We start from the raw sequence: 23287 nt of genomic DNA on the forward strand, positions 1-23287 counted from the left end.
GAAGTTCACTCACTTATGCATCAGCTCAGCCGCAGCTGGGCAGGTTCTTTTCCTGACGCTTGGCCTCGCCCCACAGGGCGTCCAGCTCGTCGAGGGTACGATCTTGGATGTTCAGGCCCTGCTCGCGCAATGCCTGTTCGATGAATCGGAAGCGCCGCTCGAACTTGCGATTGGCGCGGCGCAGGGCGTTTTCCGGGTCGTGCTTGAGGTGTCGGGCCAGGTTGACGGTGGCGAACAGCAGGTCGCCCAGCTCGTCTTCCAGTGCGTCGTCGTCACCATCGGCCATGGCCTGCAGCACTTCGTCGAGCTCCTCACGCACCTTGTCCAGCACTGGCAGGGCCTCGGGCCAGTCGAAGCCGACGGTAGCGGCGCGCTTCTGCAGCTTGGCCGCCCGGGACAGGGCTGGCAAGGCCGCCGGCACATCGTCGAGCAACGAAAGCTGTTCAGGCACGCTCTTCTCGGCGCGTTCCTCGGCCTTGATCTCTTCCCAGCGCGACTTGACCTGGGCCTCGTCCAGCATGGGGGTGTCCAGCGGCGCATAGAGCTCGCCGGTGGGGAACACATGGGGGTGGCGGCGGACCAGCTTGCGAGTGATCGAATCGACCACGCCGTCGAACTCGAAACGCCCTTCTTCACGTGCCAGCTGGCTGTAGTAGACCACCTGGAACAGCAGGTCGCCCAGTTCACCCTGCAGGTGCTCGAAGTCGCCACGCTCGATCGTGTCGGCCACTTCGTATGCCTCTTCGATCGTGTGCGCAACGATGCTGGCGTAGTCCTGCTTGAGATCCCAGGGGCAACCGTACTGCGGGTCGCGCAGGCGGGCCATCAGGTGCAACAGATCGTCTAGGGTGTAGGTCATGAATGTCTTTTCCTCAGCGAGGGCCTTGCCCGCGATCGCCGGCAAGCCGGCTCCCACAGGGTTGTGCCGTACCTGTGGGAGCTGGCTTGCCAGCGATGGGCCGCACAGCGGCCCCATTCAGTCTCAAGGGGTACGGTTACGCCGCGTCTCGATGATGTTGGGCAACTGCGAGATCCTGCCGAGCAAACGCCCCAAGGCGTCCAGGCCGGGAATCTCGATGGTCAGCGACATCAAGGCGGTGTTGTCTTCCTTGTTCGAGCGGGTGTTGACCGCCAGCACGTTGATCTTCTCGTTGAGCAGTACCTGCGAAACGTCGCGCAGCAAACCCGGGCGGTCGTAGGCACGGATGATGATGTCGACCGGGTAGGTCTGCACCGGGATCGGCCCCCAGCTGACCTGGATCATGCGCTCCGGCTCCTTGCCCGCCAGTTGCAGCACCGAGGCGCAGTCCTGGCGGTGAATGCTCACGCCACGGCCCTGGGTGATGTAGCCGACGATGGCATCACCCGGCAGTGGCTGGCAGCAGCCGGCCATCTGCGTGAGCAGGTTGCCGACGCCCTGGATCTGGATATCGTTGCGCTTGCCCGAACGGATGCCCCGCGCCTGTCGCGGAATCAGCTCGACCGGCTCCAGGCGCTCGGGCTCGAGCAACTGCTGGGCGGCGTTGACCATATGCGCCAGGCGCAGGTCGCCGGCGCCAAGGGCGGCGAACATGTCCTCGGCGGTCTTGACGTTGGCCTTCTCGGCCAGGCGCTCGAAGTCCACCTGCGGCAGGCCCAGGCGCGCCAGCTCGCGCTCGAGCAGGGTCTTGCCGGCGGCGACGTTCTGGTCACGGGCCTGCAGCTTGAACCAATGGACGATCTTGGCCCGGGCCCGCGAGGTGGTGACATAGCCCAGGTTGGAGTTCAGCCAGTCGCGGCTCGGGCTGCCGTGCTTGCTGGTAATGATCTCCACTTGCTCGCCGGTCTGCAGGCTGTAGTTCAGCGGCACGATGCGCCCGTTGATCTTGGCGCCACGGCAGTTGTGGCCGATCTCGGTATGCACCCGGTAGGCGAAGTCCAGCGGCGTCGAGCCCTTGGGCAGGTCGATGGCGTGGCCGTCGGGGGTGAACACGTAGACGCGGTCCGGCTCGATATCGACGCGCAGCTGTTCGGCCAGGCCGCCGATATCGCCCAGCTCTTCGTGCCACTCCAGCACCTGGCGCAGCCAGGAGATCTTCTCTTCGTAGTGGTTGGAGCTGGGCTTGACGTCGGTGCCCTTGTAGCGCCAGTGGGCGCAGACGCCCAGCTCGGCTTCCTCGTGCATGCCATGGGTGCGGATCTGCACCTCGAGCACCTTGCCCTCGGGGCCGATCACCGCGGTGTGCAGGGAGCGGTAGCCGTTTTCCTTGGGGTTGGCGATGTAGTCGTCGAACTCTTTCGGAATGTGCCGCCACAGGGTATGCACGATGCCCAGCGCGGTGTAGCAATCGCGCACTTCCGGCACCAGCACACGCACCGCGCGCACGTCGTAGATCTGGCTGAACTCCAGGCCCTTGCGCTGCATCTTGCGCCAGATCGAATAGATGTGTTTCGCCCGGCCACTGATATCGGCGTTGACGCCGGTAGCCAGCAGCTCGTTCTGCAGTTGGTTCATCACATCGCTGATGAAACGCTCGCGGTCCAGCCGGCGCTCATGCAGCAACTTGGCGATCTGCTTGTACTGGTCAGGTTCGAGGTAGCGGAACGACAGGTCTTCGAGTTCCCACTTGATATGGCCGATACCCAGGCGATGCGCCAGCGGCGCATAGATGTCGAACACCTCGCGCGCCACGCGCAGGCGTTTCTCGTCATCGGCGGATTTGACCGCACGGATGGCGCAGGTGCGTTCGGCCAGTTTGATCAGCGCCACGCGCACGTCATCGACCATCGCCACGAGCATCTTGCGCAGGTTCTCGACCTGCGCCTGGGAGCCGAGCACCAAAGACTGGCGCGGGCTGAGGCTGGCACTGATGGCCGCCATGCGCAGCACGCCATCGATCAGCTTGGACACCACCGGCCCGAAGCGCTGACCAACCTCGGCCAGGGTCACCTTGCCTTCGCGCACCGAACGATAGATGACCGCCGCCACCAGGGAATCCTGGTCGAGCTTGAGGTCGGCGAGGATTTCGGCGATCTCGAGCCCCGCCTGGAAACTGGACGTGCCATCGGCCCAGGAATGCTTGGCCGGGTTGCCTTTCTTCTCGACCTCATGGGCGAACTCGCAAGCCTCTTTCAACCCCGGGCGATCGAGTTGCGAATCGACGCTCACCACATGATCGAGCCATGCCTCGAGATTGATACTGCCGTCATTGTTGACCGGCTGGTGCACTCTCACCTGTACCATCTTTGCTTTACCTTTCCATACAGCGCACCACGCGGGTGCGCTGGCTATCACCTGTGCGCCCCTCACTCCCTGAAGGCCGCACCAAGAGGGCCAGCCCGGCTAGCCCGCTTCGAATAACGCCATGGCCTCGACATGCGCCGTCTGAGGAAACATGTCGAGAATCCCGGCCCTTTTTAACCGGTACCCCTGCCCGACCAGCACTTGCGTATCACGCGCCAGCGTGGCCGGGTTGCACGATACGTAGACCAGCCGTTTCGCACCCAGCTGGGCGATGCCCTGCACCACCTCGAAAGCCCCGTCGCGCGGTGGATCCAAGAGTACCGCAGAAAAGCCCTCGGCGACCCATCCAGCGCCCGCCAAAGGCTGCGATAAATCGGCCTGAAAAAACCGAGCGTTATGCACATTGTTGCCGTCGGCGTTGGCTGCGGCGCGCTCGACCATGGCCTGCACACCTTCCACCGCCACCACCTCGCGCGCCTGGCGGGCCAGGGGCAAGGCGAAGTTGCCCAGACCACAGAACAGGTCCAAGACCCGCTCGTTCGCCCCAGGCGCCAGCCAGGCCAGAGCCTGCTGGATCATCAAGGTGTTGACCTGGGCATTGACCTGGACGAAGTCGCCCGGCCGCCAGGCCAGCTCCAGGCCCCAAGGTTCAAGGGCAAAGCCCAGTTGCGCCGCGGCGTCCACCGGGGTCGGCTCGCCCTCGCCCTGCAGCCACAACTGGGCGCCGGCCTCGCGGCAGAAGGCCTCGAGCCGCGCCAGATCTTCACTTGGCAAGGGCGCCACATGCCGTATCAACACCGCCTCGGCATTGCCGCTGAACAGTTCCACATGGCCGAGCGCCTGCGGTTTGCTCAAGCTGCGCAACACGGTTGGCAGGTGACGCATGATCGCCTGCAAGGGCTGTACCAGCACCGCGCACTCATCGATGCCGACAATGTCCTGGCTGGCCTCGGCGCGGAACCCCACGTCCAGCTGGCGCGCCTTGGCATCCCAGCGTACCGCGACCCGGGCTCGGCGGCGGTAGCCGAATTCCGGTCCGCTCAGGGGAACAGCCCACTCTTCGGGCTGCACGCCGGCCACCCGCTGCAATTGCTCGGCGAGCAAGCGCTGCTTGAGCGCCAGCTGGCCGTCATGGGGCAGGTGCTGGAGGTTGCAGCCGCCACAGCGGGCGTAATGCCGGCAGGGCGCTTCGCGGCGCTCGGCGCTGGCCTGGAACACCCGTTCCAGGCGCGCCTCGACCACCTTGCCACGCGCGGCGAGCACCCGCGCCTCGACATCCTCACCGCTCAACGCGCCGCTGACGAACCAGGTACGCCCTTCGCTGAAGGCGATGCCACGGCCGTCACCGGCCACGCGCTCGATCACCAAGCGCTGCTTCTTGCCCACGGGTACTTGTGCGGCACGGTTGCCGCCGGCCGGCTGGAAACGCAGGCCGGTGTTGCTTTTCTTTCTGGACATCAGGTCGGATCGAACAGGCCGGTGGAAAGGTAACGGTCGCCGCGGTCGCAGATGATGGCGACCATCACCGCGTTCTCGACTTCATGGGACAAGCGCAGCATCGCCGCCACCGCCCCGCCGGAGGATACGCCGCAGAAAATGCCCTCTTCACGAGCCAGGCGACGGGTGGTCTCCTCCGCCTCCTGCTGGGACATATCGACCACGCGGTCCACCCGGGTGGCGTCGAAGATCTTCGGCAGGTACTCGTGGGGCCAACGGCGAATGCCCGGAATGGCAGAGCCTTCCATCGGCTGCAGGCCAATGATCTGCACCGCCGGGTTCTGCTCCTTGAGGTACTGCGAACAGCCCATGATGGTGCCGGTGGTGCCCATGGAGCTGACGAAGTGGGTGATCGTGCCCTGGGTCTGCTGCCAGATTTCCGGGCCCGTGCTGTTGTAGTGCGCGATCGGGTTGTCGCCGTTGGCGAACTGGTCAAGCACCAGGCCACGGCCTTCGGCCTGCAGTTTTTCCGCGAGATCGCGGGCCCCTTCCATGCCCTCTTCCTTGGTCACCAGGATCAGCTCGGCGCCATAGGCGGTCATGGCCGCCTTGCGTTCGGCGGTGGAGTTGTCCGGCATGATCAGGATCATCTTGTAGCCCTTGATCGCCGCGGCCATGGCCAGGGCGATACCGGTATTGCCGGAGGTGGCTTCGATGAGGGTGTCGCCGGGCTTGATCTGGCCACGCAGTTCGGCACGGGTGATCATCGACAACGCCGGGCGGTCCTTGACCGAACCTGCCGGATTGTTGCCTTCGAGCTTGAGCAGCAAGGTGTTGCTGGTGTTCCCGGCGATGCGCTGCAGGCGAACCAGCGGCGTATGGCCGACGCAGTCGGCGATGGTTGGGTACTGCAGGGTCATGGGCGTTTTCGCAATCCGGACGGCAGGGGCGCCTATCATACCGGCAAACCTGGCGCGGCCATATCACGCAATTGTCGGTGGTTATAGCGGGTAGCTATAAGCAGTTGCTCCCTGGCAGCGGGCTTGCCCGCGTCGGACCAACCGACGGCCCCGCTTCATGGGCAGGCAGGCGCATACAAAGGCGCAGGCCACGCTCGCCATTGACCGCCCACACCAGCCCACCCTGGCGGCGGATCGCATTGCGGGCAATGCTCAAGCCCAAGCCGAAGCCACCGTCCCCGGGCCGCGCCCCGTCCAGCCGGGAAAACGGCGCGAAGATCCGCTCGAGCTCTGCCTCGGCCACACCGCCGCCGTCATCCTCCAGGTCGATACGCCAATACCCGCCTTCACGCCAGCCCCCCAGGCGCACCACACCCGCCTCGGGCGAGTGACGAATGGCGTTGCGCAGCATGTTCTCCAGCGCCTGGGCCAGGTCGTTGAGGCTACCCCGCACCCAGCAGTCCGCCGGCAACGCACAGCGCAACCGCCCAGGTGCCCAGCCGCTTTCGTAACAGGCATTTTCGCTGAGCAGGTCCCACAGCGCCGGCACCTGGATCGGCTCCAGGTTCACCGGGGCGCGCTCGGCGTCCTGCCAGGCCAATTGCAAAGTGTCCTCGACCAGCTGCTGCATGCCATCCACCTCGCGGTGCAGGCGTTCGCGCAGGCGCTGCAGGTCGGTCTCGCCGTCGCAGGCCACGCGCAGGCGGCTGAGCGGCGTGCGCATCTCGTGGGACAGGTCGCGCAGCAACTGCTGCTGCAAGGCCACGGTGCCCTGCAGGCGCTCGGCCATCTGGTCGAAGGCCCTGGCCAGTTCGCCCAGCTCGTCCTTGCGCCGGGTGGTGCGCGGATCCAGGCGCGCCGCCAGCTGGTCGGCGCGCCAGGCGTTGGCCTGTTCACGCAATTGATTGAGCGGCACGATCAGCATGCGGTACAGGCCGACGCACAACAGCAAGGTGAACAGCCCAGGAATGATGCCGTTGGTGACGATGCGCCAGAACAACCGGTACTGGCCCGGATTGAAGCGCTCCGGCAGCTCGATCACCAGCATGCCCTGCTCCGGCGCGCCGGGGAACGGCAGGCGCAACCAGGGCTGGCCGATACTGCGCCGGCTCATCGGCCAGTCGACGCCGCGCAGGCGGGTCAGGCGCTGGGCCTGCCCGGCGGTGAGGTCGGCGCTGCCCAACGGCTGCAGGTCGCCATCGAGCACCCCCACCCAGCCTTGCTCGCGCCCACGCATCTCGGCCAGCCAGGCGTCGACACCATCAGCGCCGCCGCTGCGCCAGGCCTGCTCCGCCTCGGCCGCGTAACCCCGCAGCACTTGACGCGCAGGTTCGGAAAGGAAAGCGTCCTGGGTCTCCATATGGCGACCCCAGCTGTAGCTGAGGCCGATCATCAGCAGGCAGAAGCCCACCAGCAGGACGGTCAGTTTCCAGAACAGCGAATGGCGATCGAGCACGGTTCAGTCGGCCTCGCCCACGCCGAACACATAGCCCTTGCCCCAGACGGTGCGGACCTGCCGCTCGTGATAGCCGATGGCCTTGAGCTTGCGGCGGATCTGGCTGACGTGCATGTCCAGGCTGCGGTCATGCCGCGAGTAACCGCGCTGCAGCACCTGCTGGTAAAGGAATGGCTTGCTCAGCACCTCGTCATGGCTGCGATGCAGGGTGTCGAGCAGGCGGTACTCGCTGGGCGTCAGCCCGGCCCAGGTGCCGGCGAGGCAGACATCGGTAGCCTGCTCATCGAAGCGCAACTGACCCACCTCCACCTCACGCGGCGCCAGCGCCCGGCGCTCGAAAGCCACCCGGCGCAGGATCGCCTCGATGCGTACCCGCAGCTCGGCGAAACTGAAAGGCTTTGGCAGGTAATCGTCCGCGCCGCGTTCGAAGCCGCTGATACGGTCGGCCTCGGCGCCCAGCGCGGACATCAGGATGACCGGCGTGGCGCTGCGTCGGCGCAGGCTGGCCAGGGCGTCCAGGCCATTGAGGCCGGGCAGCAGGATGTCCAGCAGGACCAGGTCGAAGACTTGCCGTCCCGCAGCCTCCAGCCCCTCCAGGCCACTGCGGCACCAGGTCACCTGGAAGCCGCCACGGCGCAGCTCTTCGTGCAGATAGGCACCGAGCACGGGGTCGTCCTCGATGGCCAGGATGTTGGTCGCGTGAATAGCTTCAGGATGCATTGGCAACTGCCATCGATTCTCAATTGCGCGATTATTGGGCAAGCGCTCCCGGCAAGGCAACCGTCGCCCGACTGACGCGCCATCTAACAGCCGGCCTCACTTGGCAAACAAAAGCCTTACAAATGCCCGCGGTGCGGAGTAACGTTCCCGCTGATGCGCGAACAGCGCTTTTCAAGGCACATGACAGGAGACAGGTGTGCTCGACCGTTTGGGAATCCGCAGCCGCGTCCTGCTGCTGGCCTTGCTCCCCGCCAGCTTGATGGCCCTGGTGCTGGGCAGTTACTTCACCTGGCTGCAACAGAGCGACCTGCGCACGCAGCTGCTGCAACGCGGCAAGATGATCGCCGAGCAGCTGGCACCCCTGGCGGCGCCGGCCCTGGCCCGCCAATCCCCGGCGCAACTGGAGCGCATCGCGGCCCAGGCCCTGGAGCAGGTCGACGTGCGCGCCGTGGCGTTCCTCGCCGCCGACCGCACGCGCCTGGCCCACGCCGGCCCCAGCATGCTCAACCAGCCGCCCAGCGGCGGCACCGGCACGCAGCTGCTGCAGCGCACCGGCAACGATGCCACCCGTTACCTGATGCCGGTGTTCGGCCATCACCGCGACCTGGCCACCGACGCCGTGCCCGCCGAAGCCGAGCGCCTGCTCGGCTGGGTGGAGATCGAACTGTCCCACGACGGCACCCTGCTGCGCGGCTATCGCAACCTGTTCACCAGCCTGCTGCTGATCCTCGCCTGCCTGAGCCTGACCGCGCTGCTCGCCTTGCGCATGAGCCGCACCATCAACGACCCGATCAACCGCATCAAGCACGCGGTCAACCAGCTCAAGGACGGCCACCTCGACGAACGCCTGCCGGCCATGGGCAGCCACGAGCTCGACGAACTGGCCGCCGGCATCAACCGCATGGCCGAGACCCTGCACAGCGCCCACGAAGAGCTACAGCACAGCATCGACCAGGCCACCGAGGACGTGCGCCAGAACCTGGAAACCATCGAGATCCAGAACATCGAGCTGGACATGGCGCGCAAGGAGGCCCTGGAGGCCAGCCGCATCAAGTCCGAGTTCCTCGCCAACATGAGCCACGAGATCCGCACCCCGCTCAACGGCATCCTCGGCTTCACCCACCTGTTGCAAAAGAGCGAGCTCAGCCCGCGTCAGCTCGACTACCTCGGCACCATCGAGAAATCCGCCGACAACCTGCTGGGGATCATCAACGAGATCCTCGATTTCTCCAAGATCGAGGCCGGCAAGCTGGTGCTCGACAGCATCCCGCTCAACCTGCGCGACCTGATCCAGGACACCCTGACCATCCTTGCCCCGGCCGCCCACGCCAAGCAGCTGGAGCTGCTCAGCCTGGTCTACCGCGACACCCCGCTGTCGCTGGTGGGCGACCCGTTGCGGCTCAAGCAGATCCTCACCAACCTGGTGAGCAATGCCATCAAGTTCACCCGCGAAGGCACCATCGTCGTGCGCGCCATGCTCGAGGACGAGCAGGAAGACAGCGTGCAACTGCGCATCAGCGTCCAGGACACCGGCATCGGCCTGTCGCCGCAGGATGTGCGCACCCTGTTCCAGGCCTTCAGCCAGGCCGACAACTCGCTGTCGCGCCAGCCCGGCGGTACCGGCCTGGGGCTGGTGATTTCCAAGCGCCTGATCGAACAGATGGGTGGCGAGATCGGTGTCGACAGCACGCCTGGCGAAGGCTCGCAGTTCTGGATCAGCCTCAACTTGCCCAAAGCCCACGACGACACCGAAGAGCAACCCGCCCAGGCCCTGGTCGGCCGTAGCGTGGCCATCGTCGACGGGCACGATCTGGCCCGTCAGGCGCTCGAACACCAGCTCGAGGACTGCGGCCTGGCGGTCAGCGTGTTCGCCTCTTGCGACCAACTGCTGCAAGGCGTGCAGGCCGCAAACCAGGCTGGCCAGCCGTTCGAGTTCGCCGTGCTCGGGGTCAACCTCGGCAGCCTGGCGCCGGAACAACTGGGGCAGTACCACCAACAGCTCGAGCGTCTGGGTTGCCAATGCGTGGTGCTGTGCCCCACCACCGAGCAACCGCTTTACCACCCTTACCTGCCCAACGCCCACGGCCAGCTGCTGGCCAAGCCGACCTGCACGCGCAAGCTGCGCCGCCTGCTGCTGGAGCTGGTGCAGCCCCGCCGCCCCGTGTGCGAGCAACGCGGCAATGGCGGCCAGCGCATGCCCAAGCTGCTCTGCGTCGACGACAACCCGGCCAACCTGCTGCTGGTGCAGACCTTGCTCGAAGGGATGGGCGCCGAGGTGCTGGCGGTGAACAACGGCTATGCGGCGGTGCAGGCCGTGCAGGACGAGCCCTTCGACCTGGTGCTGATGGATGTGCAGATGCCCGGTATGGATGGCCGTGCCTGCACCGAACAGATCCGCCAATGGGAGGCCAGTCAGAGCGGTCCGGCCCTGCCCATCGTTGCCCTCACCGCCCACGCCATGGCCAACGAAAAGCGCGCCCTGCTGCACAGTGGCATGGACGACTACCTGACCAAACCCATCAGCGAGCGCCAGCTGGCCCAGGTGGTGATGAAGTGGACCGGCCTGAACCTGGGCATACCGCAACCGGAACGTAGCAGCGAACGCCTGGTCGACAGCAGCGAGCTGAAGGTGCTGGACCCCGAAGAAGGCCTGCGCCTGGCCGCTGGCAAGCCTGACCTGGCGGCGGACATGCTGGCCATGCTCCTGGCCTCGCTGGAGTCCGACCGCGAGGCCATCCAGGCCGCCCGCCACGCCGCTGACCGTGACGCGATGATCGAGCGGGTACACCGGCTCAACGGCGCCTCGCGCTATTGCGGCGTCCCGCAGTTGCGGGCCGCCTGCCAGCGCAGCGAAACCTTGCTCAAGCAGGACAGCCCCCAGGCGCTGCAAGCGCTGGATGAACTGGACCGGGCGATCGCGCGGCTGGCGGAACAGGCGCGTCAGAGCGCCTGAAAATTTGGGGGCGGCTTTACGCTGATGACGGCGCCATAGATCAATGTCGCCTTCGCCTGCACGGCTAGACTGGCCGGCGGCATTACATAAAGGACTCCAACCATGCGCGCCCTGTTGTTCAGCAGCCAGCACTACGACCAGGAAAGCTTTACCCGCGCCGCCGACGCGAGCGCCCTGGAGCTGCACTACCAGCCCGCCCGCCTAACCCAGGACACCGCCGCCCTCGCCCAGGGCTTCGAAGTGGTCTGCGCCTTCATCAACGACGAACTCGACGCCCAGGTCCTGCAACGCCTGGCCGCCGGCGGCACACGCCTGATCGCCCTGCGCTCGGCTGGCTACAACCACGTCGACCTGGCCGCCGCGCAGCGCCTCGGACTTACCGTGGTGCGCGTCCCGGCCTATTCGCCCCACGCCGTCGCCGAACATGCCGTGGCCCTGATCCTGGCCCTCAACCGCCGCCTGCACCGGGCCTACAATCGCACCCGCGAAGGCGATTTCACCCTGCACGGCCTGACCGGCTTCGACCTGCACGGCAAGACCGTCGGCGTGGTCGGCACCGGCCAGATCGGCGCAGCCTTCGCCCGCATCATGGCCGGCTTCGGCTGCCAGCTGCTGGCCTACGACCCCTACCCCAACCCTGAGCTGGTCGCCCTTGGCGCCCGTTACCTGGAGCTGCCCGAGCTGCTGCGCCAGGCACGCATCATCAGCCTGCATTGCCCACTGACCGAACACACCCGCCACCTGATCAACGCCCAGAGCCTGGCCCAGCTGCAGCCCGGCGCCATGCTGATCAACACCGGCCGCGGCGCCCTGGTCGACACCCCGGCACTGATCGACGCGCTCAAGAGCGGCCAGCTCGGCTATCTGGGGCTGGATGTGTACGAGGAGGAGGCGCAACTGTTCTTCGAGGACCGCTCCGACTTGCCGCTGCAGGACGACGTGCTGGCACGGCTGCTGACCTTCCCCAACGTGATCGTCACCGCGCACCAGGCGTTTCTTACCCGCGAGGCCCTGGATGCCATCGCGGCCACCACCCTGGACAACATCTCCCGCTGGGCGGCAGGCAATCCGCAGAATCTGGTCATGGGATGATGCTAGGATACGCGGCATTTCTGGAGGACCCATGGTCGAACACGATTTCCGCTACACCCTTTTCAACCCGCAACACACCCTGATCGAGTGCCGCGCGCTGGTACCGGGCCGCTACCAGGTCACCGGCAACGGCGGCTCGATCCAGAAAGGCGACGCGCTGCTGGTTTCGCTCAAAGGCAGCAAAACCCTGTCCATGCGCCTGACCGTGGACAGCGTGCGCCACCTGATCAACCCCACCGGGCAGTGGGTGGCCGTGGCCCAGGGGCCAGTATTCAACGAACTGGAAATCCACGAGTGGCAGGTCAAGTGCGACGGCTGCGATGCAGTGCTGGACTTCGAGTTCGCCGTCGAAGCCAAGCTCGGCAAGAAGGGCCACGCCCCGGCAGCCACCGCCCGCGTCCAGGAGCTGGGCTGGGCCAGCCAGGGCGACAAGCACCTGTGCCCGCAGTGCCAGGAGCGCGCCTGAGTGAAACAGCTGCTGACCGGCGTGCTGATCGCCACCGGCCTGATGGGCTGCGCGTCGCAACCTTCGAAGCTGCAGCAGGAGCAAAGCTACCTGCTGGAGTGGATCGGTGAACGCCCGCTGATCGACTACAGCCACCTGACCCTGACCCTGGCCAGCGATGGCCGTGCCTATGGCAATGCCGGCTGCAACCACTGGTTCGCACCCTATACGCTGGACGGCGAGCACTTAAGCTTCGGCAAGGTCGGCAAGACCCGCAAGCTGTGCGCGCCAGCGCTGATGGACCAGGAGAAACGCTTCCTGCAGGCGCTGGAGACGGTGCAACGCTGGGACGTGTCGCCAATCGAGCAGATCCGCTTCTGGCCGGCCGAGGGCAAGCCGCTGCGGTTCTGGCCTGAGGAAGGCTGAAACCATCGCGGGGCAAGCCGGCTCCTACGTGGGAGCGAGCTTGCCCCGCGATGCAGGGTTCAGGCGCCGCCTTTCAACGCCTTGATCTTGGCCTGCAAACCCTTGAGGGTCTGCTCGCCCAGCAATTGCTCACGCACCTTGCCCTTGTCATCAATGATATAGGTCACCGGCAGCGCCTCGCTGCGCGGCAGCTCATAGCGCTCGGCCGGGTCTTGCGCGAGCACGGTGAAGCCGATGCCGAGGGTCTCGGCGGCGGCCTTGAGGTCGGCGCCCTGCAAGCCATCGAAGTTCACCCCCAGCACCTTGATGCCCTGGGCATCCCACTGCTTCGCCGCAGCATTGAGCTCAGGAATTTCGGTACGGCACGGGCCGCACCATTCGGCCCAGTAATTGAGCACCAGCCAGTGCCCCTCGACCTGTTCGGCCTTCACCGTATTGCCGTGCTGGTCCACGCCGTAGTCCGCACCGCAGCCGCCGAGCAGCAGGCTCGCGGTGATGGCCAGTGCAGCTGCCAAACGCCTTGCCATGGGTCAATCCTTCTCGAAGTTTTCAAGCATTGAAGTCGGTCGCTGCGGTTAGAATAGCCGCCACACCCAGCTGGATGCGACCCGTCATGACCGATCTGACCCTCTATCATAACCCGCGCTGCTCGAAATCCCGCGGCGCCCTGGAACTGCTCGAGGCACGCGGCCTCGCACCGACCATCGTGCGCTATCTCGAGACCCCGCCGGACGCCGCCACTCTCGAACAGCTGCTTGCCAAGCTGGGCATCGGCGCGCGCCAACTGCTGCGCACCGGCGAAGACGAATACAAGGCACTCGACCTGGCCAACCCGGCCCTGAGCGACGCTCAGCTGATCAAGGCGATGGTCGAGCATCCCAAGCTGATCGAGCGCCCGATCCTGGTAGCCGGAGACAAGGCCGTGATCGGTCGCCCACCCGAGAAGGTTCTGGAGATCCTGCCGTGAGCGAACCCTACATCCTGGTGCTGTATTACAGCCGCCACGGCTCGACCAGCGAGATGGCCCGGCACATTGCCCGCGGCGTCGAGATGGCCGGCCTAGAGGCGCGCCTGCGCACGGTGCCGGCGATCTCCACCGAGTGCGAAGCCGTGGCCCCGGACATCCCGGCCAGCGGCGCGCTGTACGCCACCCTCGACGACCTGCGCCACTGCGCGGGCCTGGCCATGGGCAGCCCGACGCGCTTCGGCAACATGGCCGCGCCGCTCAAGTACTTCCTCGACGGCACCAGCAGCCTGTGGCTGGGCGGCGAACTGGTAGGCAAGCCGGCGGCGGTGTTCACTTCCACCGCCAGCCTGCACGGCGGCCAGGAAACCACCCTGCTGTCGATGCTGCTGCCGCTGATGCACCACGGCATGCTGGTCACCGGCCTGCCCTACAGCGAGTCGGCGCTGCTCGATACCCGCGGTGGCGGCACCCCGTACGGCGCCAGCCACCATGCCGGCGCCGACGGCAAGCGCGAGCTGGACCAGCACGAGATCACCCTGTGTCGCGCCCTCGGCCAACGCCTGGCCAATACAGCCAAGGCCCTGGGTGGTCAGCGTGGCTAGAAAACCCAAGGTGCTGCCGCCGCTGGAGTGGCTCGCCCCACGCGTACGGCTGACCCGCGCCCTGAGCCTGGCCTGCTTCTTCGGCCTGATCGCCCTGCTGCTGGTGAACAACCTGTGGTTCGCCAACCTGCACGGGGCGCGGGTCGAGGTGATCCTGGCCATCGAGCTGATCCCTCTGCTGCTGCTACTGCCGGGCATGCTGATGGGCAGCGCCCGGGCGCATGCCTGGACCTGCTTCGTGGTCAATATCTACTTCATCAAGGGCGTGCTGGCCGCCTTCGACCCCGCCCGAGCGCTGTTCGGCTGGGTCGAAGTACTGGTGAGCCTGGGGCTGTTCGTGGCCGGGCTGCTGTATGTGCGCTGGAAGTTTCAGATCGAGCGGCGCATGGCGGGCGAAGGCGCCTGAATGCATTGGGGGCCGCGCTGCGGCCCCGGCGATCTCAATGGTTGACGGTATGCGCCAGCATCACCGACAACTGGCACAGCGGCCGCCCGCTTTCGGCATGCCACTGATTGAACGCCTGCTGCACCAGTGCCAGGTCACGCAGGCTGGTCGGCGGCTTGTCGATGATCTTCTGGGCGATCAACGCGGCGGCCATGTCGTCGGTGGGGATGAAGGTATCCTTGCCGACCATGCGCAGGAACCGCGGCGCCGACAATCCGCCCAGCTGGTTACCATGCTTGGCCAGGTACTTCCACAGCCCGACGATATCGGTCTCGGGCCAGTCGGCGATGAACGCGCCGAAACTGCCCTTCTCCTTCGCCACGTCGAGGATCATCTGCGCATTGCGCGGCACGCTCTTGAGCTTGCCCAGATGGCGGATGATGCGCTCGTCCTGCATCAGCCGCTCCAGGTGCTCGGCGCCCATCAGCACCACTTTCTCCGGGTCGAAGCCAAAGAACACCTGCTCGAACGCCGGCCACTTGGCATCCACCAGGCTGTGCTTGAGCCCGGCGCGGAACACGCGCAGGGCCAGGGTCGACAGGTAGCGGTCGTCGGTGATGTCGCGCAGCTGCGCGGGTGTGCGCGGCTGCGGCAGGAAGGCTTCCAGCGCCTGGGCCGAACCGAAGCGGTTCAGGCAGTACTCATGCAACCACTGGTAGTCGCGCATAAGGTCAGATATTCAGCACGTCGAGGAAGCGCGGGGTGGCGCTCTCGTCGATCTTCAGGCTGGTGAAGTCGAACAGGTTGCGGTCGGCCAGCTGCGACGGCGCGACGTTCTGCAGGGCGCGGAAGATGCTCTCGGTACGGCCAGGGTGCTTGCGCTCCCACTCCACCAGCATGTCCTTGACCACCTGGCGCTGCAGGTTTTCCTGCGAGCCGCACAGGTTGCACGGGATGATCGGGAACTCCTTCATGTCCGAGTAGGCCTGGATGTCCTTCTCGCTGCAGTAGGCCAGCGGGCGGATCACCACGTTGCGCCCGTCGTCGGCGCGCAGCTTCGGCGGCATGCCCTTGAGCGCGCCGTTGAAGAACATGTTGAGGAAGAAGGTCTCGACGATGTCGTCGCGGTGGTGCCCCAGGGCCATCTTGGTCGCGCCGATCTCGTCGGCGAAGGTGTACAGGGTGCCGCGGCGCAGGCGCGAGCACAGCGAGCAAGTGGTCTTGCCCTCGGGCACCAGCTCCTTGACCACCGAGTAGGTGTCCTTCTCGACGATGTGGTACTCGACGCCCAGTTCCTTGAGGTAGGCCGGCAGCACGTGCTCGGGGAAGCCCGGCTGCTTCTGGTCCATGTTCACCGCGACGATCTCGAACTTGATCGGCGCCACCTTCTGCAGGTGCAACAGAACGTCGAGCATGGTGTAGCTGTCCTTGCCGCCGGACAGGCAGACCATGACCTTGTCGCCATCCTCGATCATGTTGAAGTCGGTGATGGCTTCGCCGGCGAGGCGACGCAGGCGTTTTTGCAGTTTGTTCTGGTTGACCGAGAGGGTGCCCATAGCGCTTGGATCCGCGAGGTGTGACAAAAGCCGGCTATTTTACGCACAAACCGGGCGGCGCAGTAGGTGAATCCGATAAAGACTTCAAGGGAATCAACAACAGCGCTGACAGCGCGATTTGCTCTAAAAAGCCAGTTTTCTGTGGGGAACGGCTTCCTATACTGCGACATAAGGCCACATTGGCGCAGCACTTGGTGTCCTGGCCTCGGGCCACAGGCGCTCCATCCGGGGGGCGTTTGGCAACGACGATAGGAGTGACCCGTATGATTCATCACGTTGTTGGGCTGTTCACCCACCCCGACCAGGAGTGGCGGGAGATTCGTGGCGAGGACGAAAGCATCAGCCACATGTACCTGACACACACGCTGATCCTGGCGGCGATTCCCGCCGTGTCGGCGTTCATCGGCACCACCCAGGTCGGCTGGGTGATCGGCGAGCGGCCAGCCGTGATGCTGACCATGGAAAGCGCATTGTGGATGAGCATCATGTCCTACCTGGCGATGCTCGCAGGCGTGGCGGTGATGGGCGCCTTCATCCACTGGATGGCGCGCACCTACGACGCCAACCCGAGCATGGCGCAGTGCATCGCCTTTGCCACCTACACCGCCACCCCGCTGTTCATCGGCGGCCTCGCGGCGCTGTATCCGCACCTGTGGCTGGGCATGCTGATCGGCACGGCGGCGATCTGCTACACCGTGTACCTGCTGTATGTCGGCTTGCCGACCTTCATGAACATACCGTCGGATGAAGGCTTCCTGTTCTCCAGCTCGGTGCTGGCGGTGGGCCTCGTGGTTCTGGTGGCGATCATGGCCGCGACCGTGATCATCTGGGGATTGGGCGTGGGGCCCGTCTATACCAACTGAACGCATACCAACCAGATCCAACCAACACTGGGGCATCACCGAGGCCGCCGCAAGGCGGCCTCGCTTCGTGTGCCTGACCGGCGGCTCGGCAGCCGCCCGTTGCCTGCGGCATAATGCCCGGTCAGGAGAACTACCCCGCCATGCCCGAGCTGCTCAGACAACGCGTCGAAACCTGTTACCAGCAAGCCGAAACCTTCTTCAAACGCCCGTTCCCGCGCCCGCAGGTCAGCTTCAAGCTGCGCGGACAGAAGGCCGGCGTCGCCCACCTGCACGAGAACCTGCTGCGCTTCAACCTGCAGCTGTACCGCGAGAACGCCGAAGACTTCCTGCGCCAGACCGTGGCCCACGAGGTCGCCCACCTGGTCGCCCACCAGCTGTTCGGCGAGCGCATCCAGGCCCATGGCGAGGAGTGGCAGTTGATCATGCGCGGGGTGTACGAGCTGCCGCCGAACCGCTGCCACAACTACGAGGTGCAGCGGCGCGTGGCGACACGTTACATCTACCGTTGCCCGTGCCCGGAAAGCGATTTCCCGTTCACCGCCCAGCGCCACAAGCTGGTGCGCCAGGGGCGACGCTACCTGTGCCGGCGCTGCCGGGAGATCCTGGTGTACAGCGGCGAGACCCGAGTCGAATAATCGTCAACGCATAAAAAAGGCGACCCGAGGGTCGCCTTTTCGCATTTCAACTCGCGCTCAACGCGCCGGGCCTTCGGCCACGCCCAGGTCGTCGGTCGGACGGGTGTCGATCAGCGGCGAGCCGCCAGACGCCAGTTCGGCCTGCAGGGTGTCGGTGTCCAGCTCCTTGACCCACTTGGCCACGACCACGGTGGCCACGGCGTTGCCGATCAGGTTGGTCAGGGCGCGGGCTTCGGACATGAAGCGGTCGATACCCAGGATCAGCGCCAGGCCGGCAACCGGCAGGTGGCCGACGGCCGACAGGGTGGCGGCCAGGACGATGAAGCCGGAACCTGTGACGCCCGCGGCACCCTTGGAGGCCACCAGCAGCACCAGCAGCAGGGTGATCTGGTGGGTGATGTCCATGGTGGTGTCGGTGGCCTGGGCGATGAACACCGCGGCCATGGTCAGGTAGATCGAGGTACCGTCCAGGTTGAACGAGTAGCCGGTCGGGATCACCAGGCCAACCACCGATTTCTTCGCGCCCAGGCGCTCCATCTTGGCCAGCATGCGCGGCAGGGCCGACTCGGAGGACGAGGTGCCCAGCACGATCAGCAGCTCTTCACGGATGTAGCGGATCAGCTTGATCACGCTGAAGCCATGGGCGCGGCAGATACCGCCCAGCACCACCAGCACGAACAGCAGGCAAGTGATGTAGAAGCAGGCCATCAGGTAGCCCAGCTGTACCAGCGAACCCACGCCGTACTGGCCGATGGTGAAGGCCATGGCACCGAAGGCGCCGATCGGGGCCAGCTTCATGATCATGTTGATGATGTTGAACATGACATGGGCGAAGCGGTCGATCAGGTCCAGCACCGGCTTGCCGTAGCTGCCCAGGCGGTGCAAGGCGAAGCCGAACAGCACCGAGAACATCAGCACTTGCAGGATGTCGCCGTTGGCGAAGGCGCCGACCACGGTGTTGGGGATGACATTGAGCAGGAAGCCGACGGTGGTCTGCTGCGCGCCGGCGGCGGCATAGGCAGCCACGCTGCTGGCGTTGAGGGTGCTGACGTCGACGTGCATGCCGGCGCCCGGCTGCACCACGTTGACTACCACCAGGCCGATGATCAGGGCGATGGTGGAGACGATCTCGAAGTACAGCAGCGCGTAACCGCCGGTCTTGCCGACCGACTTCATGCTTTGCATGCCCGCGATGCCGCTGACCACGGTGCAGAAGATGATCGGCGCGATGACCATCTTGATCAGCTTGACGAAGCCGTCACCCAGGGGTTTGAGGGCTACGCCGGTTTCCGGGTAGTAGTGGCCGAGCAGGATACCGATGGTGATCGCGACGATCACCTGGACATACAGCGATTTGTACAGCGGCTGACGAGTCGTCATGGCTAGTTTTTCCTCAAGTGGGCCGGCGCATCCTTCCCAGGATGTCGGGGCACCTGAATCGCGAACCCTCCTGTACCCGGAGGGATTTGTCGTTGTGTTCGAGCGCCTGGGCAGGCCTCTGCCAGGTGAATAGCAAGGGCGATGCCAAAGTGCCCGCTTGAGGTGCATAGCCAATGATTACAGGGTGTGAATGCCCCGGGACGGGGCGTAAAAGCCGGTAGGAAATGGCGGATTTCCGCCCGATGGCGGAAATCGTACAGGGCAGGTTGGCGGGAATCCGCCTTTGCCAGAGGCGGTGACAGCAGGCCCGGCCTCATCGCCGGCAAGCCGGCTCCCACCCCGACCGCGCGGCCCTCAAGCCAAACGCCGTCCCTGTGGGAGCTGGCTTGCCAGCGATGAGGCCCTTCTGGCGGCTCAATCGAGCCGGAAAGCGATGCGGAACGCAGCTCCACCCAATTCGGAGTCGCCCAGGCTCAACTCGGCGTCGTAGCTGTCGATGATGTCCTTGACCACCGCCAGGCCGATCCCTTGTCCCGGGTGCTGGCGGTCCAGCCGCTCGCCGCGTTCGAGAATGCGCTCACGCTGGTCGGGCGGCACGCCCGGACCGTCGTCCTCGACCCACAGCTCCAGTTGCCCCGGCGCTTCACGCAGGCTGACCCGCACCTGCCCCAGGCACAACCGGTAGGCGTTCTCCAGCAGGTTGCCGAGCAGCTCGAGCAAAGCCCCCTGCTCCATCGGCACCCGCGCATCGGCCGGCAGATCGAAACCGACCTCGACGCGTTTGTCGCGATAAACCTTGGCCAAGGTGCTGCACAGGCTGTCGAGCAATGGCTTGAGCTCGACCTGGTGCTTCACCAGGCCACTCTTGCGCAGGCTGGCGCGTTGCAATTGGTAGTCTATCTGCTGGCTCATGCGCTCGATCTGGCTCTGCAGCACCCGTGCCTGCTCGCGGTCGCCCTGCTCCATGCTCTCACCCACGCCCTGCAGCACCGCCAGCGGGGTCTTGAGGCTATGGGCCAGGTCGTCGAGCGAGTCGCGGTAGCGCTGGCGCTGCTCGCGCTCGCTGCGCAGCAGGCGGTTGAGCGAGCCGGTCAGGCGCAGCAGCTCGCGTGGATGTTCACGGCTGAGCCCATCCCGCGCGCCGCTCTCCACGTCGTCCAGCTCGGAGCTGAGCCGGCGCAGCGAGCGCAGGCCCCAAGTCAGGCCGGCCCAGAGCAGCACCATCAGCGCCAGCAGCGCCGCGCCGAAGCCGAAGTAGAGCTTCTCGCGCAGGCCATTGAGGGTGTCCTGGTATTCGCGGACCGGTTGCAGGGCGACGATGCTGAACGCTGCGCTCTTGCCGCCAAGCAGCTTGACCTCGACGTCATAGACGAAGAACTCCTCGCCGTCGTCCTGGTGAATACGCGCGAATTCGTTGCCACGCCCGTCATAGCGCGGGTGGTAGTTGATGTTGCGGTTGCGCGTGGCCCGCGACTGCCACACCAGCTTGCCCTGGCGGTCGAAGATGTAGCCGAGCAGGCCTGTATACGGCAGATTGAAGCGTTCGTCCGGCAGCAGCGCCGGCATCTGCAACTGGCCATGCTCTATGCGCGCGGCGGAAATCAGCGTGGTCACGTCCGAGGCCAGGCGCTGCTCGATGGACTCCTGCAACGCCAGGCTGAAGGCCTTCTGCAGCGCCGGCAGCAGCGCCAGCATGAACAGCAGCGCCAGCAACGCCGCCGCCAGCATCAGGCGCACCCGCAGCGAGCGGATCATCGGCAGCGCTCGGTGAACAGATAGCCCAAGCCACGCACGGTATCGATCGGCTTGAAGCCGTTGTCACCCTCGAGCTTGCGGCGCAGGCGGCCGACCAGCACCTCGATGACATTCGGGTCACGCTCCTCGTCGTCCGGGTACAACTGTTCCATCAGCCGGTCCTTGGCCACCACCTGCTGGTGATGACGCATGAGGTACTCGAGGATGCGGTATTCGTAGGCGGTCAGTGCCAGCGGTTGCTCGTCCAGGGTGGCCTGCTTGCGGTTGAGGTCGAGCACCAGCGGGCCGGCGGCGATGGTCGATTGGGTGAAGCCGCTGGAGCGGCGCAGCAAGGCATTCAGGCGCGCCTCCAGCTCTTCGAACTGGAACGGCTTGACCACGTAGTCGTCAGCGCCGGCGGCCAGGCCCTCGACCTTGTCCTGCCAGTTGCCACGGGCAGTGAGGATCAGGATCGGGAAGGTCTGGCCAAGGTTGCGCAACTGACGGATCAGGTCCAGCCCGCTCATGCCCGGCAGGCCCAGGTCGATCACCGCCAGGTCGTGGTTGTACTGCTCGGCCTGGTACAAGGCTTCCTCGGCGTTGGCCACCGCCTGCACCACATGGCCGCCCTCGCCGAGGCGGGTGAACAGGTGATGACGCAACAGCGCCTCGTCCTCGACCACCAGCAATTTCATGCAGTTCTCCTTACTCGGGTTCGCCGGTTCGATTGCGCTCGCGGGGCAAGCCCGCTCCCACGCAGGCGCATGGGAGCGGGCTTGCCCCGCGCTGAGACCGGTACAGGATAACAGCGACCTCAGAACTTGTAGCTCGCCGCCAGGTAGGTCTGCGCGCTGCTGGTCAGGCGCAGGGTGCCGTCCTTCGGCCCGCCGTGGGCGCCGATCTCGGTGGCGGCGTTGCTGCGCAGGTAACGGTAGCCCATCTCCACCGAGGCCTTGTCGGTGATTTCCTGGATCACGCCGGCCTGCAGGCCCACGGCATAGCCATAGTCGGTGTCGCGGCTGGCGCCCGGCGAGTCCTGGGTCAGCTTGGTCATGCCCAGGGTGCCGCCACCGAACAGCTTGGTGGTATCGCCCACCGGCAGGAACAGGTCGTAGCTACCGAGCAGGTTTTCCTGGCGCAGCTTGACGCCGCTGTGGTCGCCCGAGACGTTGTCGTAGGTCATGTAGTAGCGACCCTGGTCGTTGATCCGGCCCAGGCGCACGCCCCAGGTGTCGTCCTTGCCGATGATGCCGTCGGTGTTCAGGTGGTCGGTGTTGCGCTGCAGCAGACCGGACTTGCGCACTTTGTCGCTGGTCTGGCCGTAGGTCAGGCTGGCGAAGTTGTCATCGGCCTGGGCGGCGGTGGTGAGGCCGGCGGCGCAAACCGCCATGGCGGCGATCAGGGTATTGAGCGTTTTCATGGTTCAGGTACTCCGGGTTGGATGCGTTGTTTCTGTCTGGGGACTAGAGTAGGGAGGGCGCCCTGAACCCCTGCTGAACCCGGCCTGAACGTCGGCTGAACGAACCGAACAAGGAGCTCGACCATGCGTACCCTGCTTGCACTGGCCCTGTTGTGCGGCGCCACCCTCGCCCAGGCGGCGGTGCAGACCCGCGAGATCCCCTACCAGGATGCCGACGGCAACCGCCTGATCGGCTACTACGCCTACGACGACGCCGTCGAGGGCAAGCGCCCGGGCGTGGTGGTGGTGCATGAATGGTGGGGGCTGAACGACTACGCCAAGCGCCGCGCCCGCGACCTCGCGGCGCTGGGCTACAACGCCCTGGCCATCGACATGTACGGCGACGGCAAGAACACCGAGCACCCCGCCGACGCCCAGGCGTTCATGGCAGCGGCGATGAAGGATCCGAAAGCCGCCGCCCAACGCTTCGATGCCGGGCTTGAGCTGCTGAAGATCCAGCCCAACACCAACAAGCACCAGCTGGCGGCCATCGGCTACTGCTTTGGCGGCAAGGTGGTGCTGGACGCGGCGCGGCGCGGTGAGAAGCTCGACGGCGTGGTGAGCTTCCATGGCGCGCTGGTGACCCAGACGCCGGCCAAGCCGGGGGTAATTCGGGCCAAGATCCTGGTGGAGCATGGCGAGGCCGACAGCATGGTCACCCCAGAGCAGGTGGCGGCGTTCAAGGCGGAGATGGATGCGGCCAAGGCCGACTACAAGTTCGTCGGGATCCCGGGGGCCAAGCATGGCTTCACCAACCCGGATGCGGATCGGTTGGGCCATGGCGGGCATGGCGGGCCGGATATCGGCTATGACAAGGCGGCGGATGAAAGCTCGTGGAAGGACATGCAGGCGTTCTTGAAGGATGCGCTCGACTGATGATCGCCGGGGCCGCTTTGCGGCCCTTTCGCCGGCAAGCCGGCTCCCACAAAAGATGGCGACGCCCCCTGTGGGAGCCGGCTCGCCGGCGAAAGGGCTGCGCAGCAGCCCCAAAATCT

General features: G+C 65.7%; 23 protein-coding genes. 10 read left to right on the forward strand and 13 right to left on the reverse strand.

The genetic code is table 11. The features are described 5' to 3' along the window. Nucleotides 1–25 precede the first annotated feature (25 nt). The 6 genes from mazG to KSS90_RS19355 form a co-directional block, all read right to left on the reverse strand. The gene (gene mazG, locus KSS90_RS19330) at nucleotides 26–859 is read right to left on the reverse strand and encodes a nucleoside triphosphate pyrophosphohydrolase (protein ID WP_217866858.1); all 834 of its coding nucleotides are present in this window, start codon (nucleotides 857–859) and stop codon (nucleotides 26–28) included. Between the two features lie 123 nt (nucleotides 860–982). Next, nucleotides 983–3223, reverse strand: coding sequence for a GTP diphosphokinase (gene relA / locus KSS90_RS19335; RefSeq protein WP_217866859.1), 2241 nt, complete (start codon nucleotides 3221–3223; stop codon nucleotides 983–985). A gap of 99 nt (nucleotides 3224–3322) precedes the next feature. Beyond that, nucleotides 3323–4681 carry a 23S rRNA (uracil(1939)-C(5))-methyltransferase RlmD gene (rlmD, locus tag KSS90_RS19340; protein ID WP_217866860.1) on the reverse strand — a complete coding sequence of 453 codons (1359 nt, stop codon included), beginning with the start codon at nucleotides 4679–4681 and terminating at the stop codon, nucleotides 3323–3325. Beyond that, entirely contained in the window at nucleotides 4681–5580 is a 900-nt protein-coding gene (gene cysM / locus KSS90_RS19345) for a cysteine synthase CysM (protein WP_217866861.1), read from the reverse strand. The genes rlmD and cysM overlap by 1 nt, the downstream gene beginning before the upstream one ends. A 94-nt stretch (nucleotides 5581–5674) precedes the next feature. Continuing rightward, on the reverse strand, nucleotides 5675–7075 hold the full coding sequence (locus KSS90_RS19350) for a HAMP domain-containing sensor histidine kinase (protein WP_217866862.1): 1401 nt from the start codon (nucleotides 7073–7075) through the stop codon (nucleotides 5675–5677). Between the two features lie 3 nt (nucleotides 7076–7078). Then, a complete protein-coding gene (locus KSS90_RS19355; protein WP_217866863.1) occupies nucleotides 7079–7795 on the reverse strand; it encodes a response regulator transcription factor in 717 nt (238 codons plus the stop codon). A 196-nt stretch (nucleotides 7796–7991) separates the two neighbouring features. Between KSS90_RS19355 and KSS90_RS19360 the strand changes: the two genes are divergently transcribed. The 4 genes from KSS90_RS19360 (at nucleotide 7992) to KSS90_RS19375 (ending at nucleotide 12711) form a co-directional block, all read left to right on the forward strand. After that, nucleotides 7992–10748 carry a response regulator gene (locus KSS90_RS19360; protein WP_217866864.1) on the forward strand — a complete coding sequence of 919 codons (2757 nt, stop codon included), beginning with the start codon at nucleotides 7992–7994 and terminating at the stop codon, nucleotides 10746–10748. 102 nt (nucleotides 10749–10850) lie between these two features. Next, the gene (locus tag KSS90_RS19365) at nucleotides 10851–11840 is read left to right on the forward strand and encodes a 2-hydroxyacid dehydrogenase (protein ID WP_217866866.1); all 990 of its coding nucleotides are present in this window, start codon (nucleotides 10851–10853) and stop codon (nucleotides 11838–11840) included. 31 nt (nucleotides 11841–11871) lie between these two features. Further along, the gene (locus KSS90_RS19370) at nucleotides 11872–12306 is read left to right on the forward strand and encodes a hypothetical protein (RefSeq protein WP_046854523.1); all 435 of its coding nucleotides are present in this window, start codon (nucleotides 11872–11874) and stop codon (nucleotides 12304–12306) included. Continuing rightward, complete coding sequence (locus KSS90_RS19375; RefSeq protein WP_023632210.1) at nucleotides 12307–12711, forward strand: META domain-containing protein; 405 nt, start codon at nucleotides 12307–12309, stop codon at nucleotides 12709–12711. A gap of 59 nt (nucleotides 12712–12770) precedes the next feature. Here KSS90_RS19375 and KSS90_RS19380 read toward each other — a convergent pair whose 3' ends face one another. After that, nucleotides 12771–13238 (reverse strand): peroxiredoxin family protein, encoded by a 468-nt coding sequence (locus tag KSS90_RS19380; protein ID WP_217866867.1) that lies wholly within the window; start codon nucleotides 13236–13238, stop codon nucleotides 12771–12773. Between the two features lie 86 nt (nucleotides 13239–13324). Between KSS90_RS19380 and arsC the strand changes: the two genes are divergently transcribed. From arsC to KSS90_RS19395, 3 genes are read left to right on the forward strand one after another with little or no spacing between them, the layout of a single operon-like run. Continuing rightward, nucleotides 13325–13678: an arsenate reductase (glutaredoxin) gene (arsC, locus tag KSS90_RS19385; protein WP_046854521.1), complete on the forward strand. Its 354-nt coding sequence runs from the start codon at nucleotides 13325–13327 to the stop codon at nucleotides 13676–13678. Further along, the gene (gene wrbA / locus KSS90_RS19390; protein ID WP_046854520.1) at nucleotides 13675–14280 is read left to right on the forward strand and encodes an NAD(P)H:quinone oxidoreductase; all 606 of its coding nucleotides are present in this window, start codon (nucleotides 13675–13677) and stop codon (nucleotides 14278–14280) included. The genes arsC and wrbA overlap by 4 nt, the downstream gene beginning before the upstream one ends. Next, the gene (locus KSS90_RS19395) at nucleotides 14273–14686 is read left to right on the forward strand and encodes a DUF2069 domain-containing protein (RefSeq protein WP_217866868.1); all 414 of its coding nucleotides are present in this window, start codon (nucleotides 14273–14275) and stop codon (nucleotides 14684–14686) included. The genes wrbA and KSS90_RS19395 overlap by 8 nt, the downstream gene beginning before the upstream one ends. Nucleotides 14687–14720: 34 nt before the next feature. Here KSS90_RS19395 and KSS90_RS19400 read toward each other — a convergent pair whose 3' ends face one another. Both KSS90_RS19400 and ttcA read right to left on the reverse strand, forming a co-directional pair. After that, entirely contained in the window at nucleotides 14721–15392 is a 672-nt protein-coding gene (locus KSS90_RS19400; protein WP_023630776.1) for a DNA-3-methyladenine glycosylase I, read from the reverse strand. Between the two features lie 4 nt (nucleotides 15393–15396). Then, a complete protein-coding gene (gene ttcA, locus KSS90_RS19405; protein ID WP_023630777.1) occupies nucleotides 15397–16221 on the reverse strand; it encodes a tRNA 2-thiocytidine(32) synthetase TtcA in 825 nt (274 codons plus the stop codon). A 263-nt stretch (nucleotides 16222–16484) separates the two neighbouring features. On the opposite strand from ttcA, the gene KSS90_RS19410 reads away from it, so the two are divergent. Both KSS90_RS19410 and KSS90_RS19415 read left to right on the forward strand, forming a co-directional pair. Continuing rightward, on the forward strand, nucleotides 16485–17084 hold the full coding sequence (locus tag KSS90_RS19410) for a Yip1 family protein (RefSeq protein WP_023630778.1): 600 nt from the start codon (nucleotides 16485–16487) through the stop codon (nucleotides 17082–17084). Nucleotides 17085–17224: 140 nt separating this feature from the next. Further along, the gene (locus tag KSS90_RS19415) at nucleotides 17225–17719 is read left to right on the forward strand and encodes a SprT family zinc-dependent metalloprotease (RefSeq protein ID WP_217866869.1); all 495 of its coding nucleotides are present in this window, start codon (nucleotides 17225–17227) and stop codon (nucleotides 17717–17719) included. Between the two features lie 57 nt (nucleotides 17720–17776). On the opposite strand, the gene KSS90_RS19420 is transcribed toward KSS90_RS19415, so the two are convergent. The 4 genes from KSS90_RS19420 to KSS90_RS19435 form a co-directional block, all read right to left on the reverse strand. After that, nucleotides 17777–19099: a dicarboxylate/amino acid:cation symporter gene (locus tag KSS90_RS19420; protein WP_023630780.1), complete on the reverse strand. Its 1323-nt coding sequence runs from the start codon at nucleotides 19097–19099 to the stop codon at nucleotides 17777–17779. 414 nt (nucleotides 19100–19513) lie between these two features. Beyond that, entirely contained in the window at nucleotides 19514–20854 is a 1341-nt protein-coding gene (locus KSS90_RS19425) for an ATP-binding protein (RefSeq protein ID WP_217866870.1), read from the reverse strand. After that, nucleotides 20851–21528 (reverse strand): response regulator, encoded by a 678-nt coding sequence (locus KSS90_RS19430; RefSeq protein WP_023632177.1) that lies wholly within the window; start codon nucleotides 21526–21528, stop codon nucleotides 20851–20853. Before KSS90_RS19430 ends, KSS90_RS19425 begins: the two co-directional genes overlap by 4 nt. A 119-nt stretch (nucleotides 21529–21647) precedes the next feature. After that, nucleotides 21648–22253 carry an outer membrane beta-barrel protein gene (locus KSS90_RS19435; protein WP_217866871.1) on the reverse strand — a complete coding sequence of 202 codons (606 nt, stop codon included), beginning with the start codon at nucleotides 22251–22253 and terminating at the stop codon, nucleotides 21648–21650. Between the two features lie 123 nt (nucleotides 22254–22376). Between KSS90_RS19435 and KSS90_RS19440 the strand changes: the two genes are divergently transcribed. Next, nucleotides 22377–23168: a dienelactone hydrolase family protein gene (locus tag KSS90_RS19440; RefSeq protein ID WP_217866872.1), complete on the forward strand. Its 792-nt coding sequence runs from the start codon at nucleotides 22377–22379 to the stop codon at nucleotides 23166–23168. Nucleotides 23169–23287: the final 119 nt, after the last annotated feature.

Source organism: Pseudomonas maumuensis (assembly GCF_019139675.1).
Taxonomy (GTDB): Bacteria; Pseudomonadota; Gammaproteobacteria; order Pseudomonadales; family Pseudomonadaceae; genus Aquipseudomonas; species Aquipseudomonas maumuensis.

Excerpts from the sequence above, each read along its gene's own strand:
- arsC (WP_046854521.1), top strand. The coding sequence starts at position 13,325 with ATGACCGATCTGACCCTCTATCATAACCCGCGCTGCTCGAAATCCCGC.
- KSS90_RS19410 (WP_023630778.1), top strand. The coding sequence starts at position 16,485 with ATGATTCATCACGTTGTTGGGCTGTTCACCCACCCCGACCAGGAGTGG.
- ttcA (WP_023630777.1), bottom strand. The coding sequence starts at position 16,221 with ATGGGCACCCTCTCGGTCAACCAGAACAAACTGCAAAAACGCCTGCGT.
- KSS90_RS19400 (WP_023630776.1), bottom strand. The coding sequence starts at position 15,392 with ATGCGCGACTACCAGTGGTTGCATGAGTACTGCCTGAACCGCTTCGGT.
- relA (WP_217866859.1), bottom strand. The coding sequence starts at position 3,223 with ATGGTACAGGTGAGAGTGCACCAGCCGGTCAACAATGACGGCAGTATC.
- cysM (WP_217866861.1), bottom strand. The coding sequence starts at position 5,580 with ATGACCCTGCAGTACCCAACCATCGCCGACTGCGTCGGCCATACGCCG.
- KSS90_RS19440 (WP_217866872.1), top strand. The coding sequence starts at position 22,377 with ATGCGTACCCTGCTTGCACTGGCCCTGTTGTGCGGCGCCACCCTCGCC.
- KSS90_RS19425 (WP_217866870.1), bottom strand. The coding sequence starts at position 20,854 with ATGATCCGCTCGCTGCGGGTGCGCCTGATGCTGGCGGCGGCGTTGCTG.
- KSS90_RS19420 (WP_023630780.1), bottom strand. The coding sequence starts at position 19,099 with ATGACGACTCGTCAGCCGCTGTACAAATCGCTGTATGTCCAGGTGATC.
- KSS90_RS19365 (WP_217866866.1), top strand. The coding sequence starts at position 10,851 with ATGCGCGCCCTGTTGTTCAGCAGCCAGCACTACGACCAGGAAAGCTTT.
- mazG (WP_217866858.1), bottom strand. The coding sequence starts at position 859 with ATGACCTACACCCTAGACGATCTGTTGCACCTGATGGCCCGCCTGCGC.
- KSS90_RS19415 (WP_217866869.1), top strand. The coding sequence starts at position 17,225 with ATGCCCGAGCTGCTCAGACAACGCGTCGAAACCTGTTACCAGCAAGCC.
- KSS90_RS19370 (WP_046854523.1), top strand. The coding sequence starts at position 11,872 with ATGGTCGAACACGATTTCCGCTACACCCTTTTCAACCCGCAACACACC.
- KSS90_RS19430 (WP_023632177.1), bottom strand. The coding sequence starts at position 21,528 with ATGAAATTGCTGGTGGTCGAGGACGAGGCGCTGTTGCGTCATCACCTG.
- rlmD (WP_217866860.1), bottom strand. The coding sequence starts at position 4,681 with ATGTCCAGAAAGAAAAGCAACACCGGCCTGCGTTTCCAGCCGGCCGGC.
- KSS90_RS19435 (WP_217866871.1), bottom strand. The coding sequence starts at position 22,253 with ATGAAAACGCTCAATACCCTGATCGCCGCCATGGCGGTTTGCGCCGCC.
- KSS90_RS19355 (WP_217866863.1), bottom strand. The coding sequence starts at position 7,795 with ATGCATCCTGAAGCTATTCACGCGACCAACATCCTGGCCATCGAGGAC.
- KSS90_RS19380 (WP_217866867.1), bottom strand. The coding sequence starts at position 13,238 with ATGGCAAGGCGTTTGGCAGCTGCACTGGCCATCACCGCGAGCCTGCTG.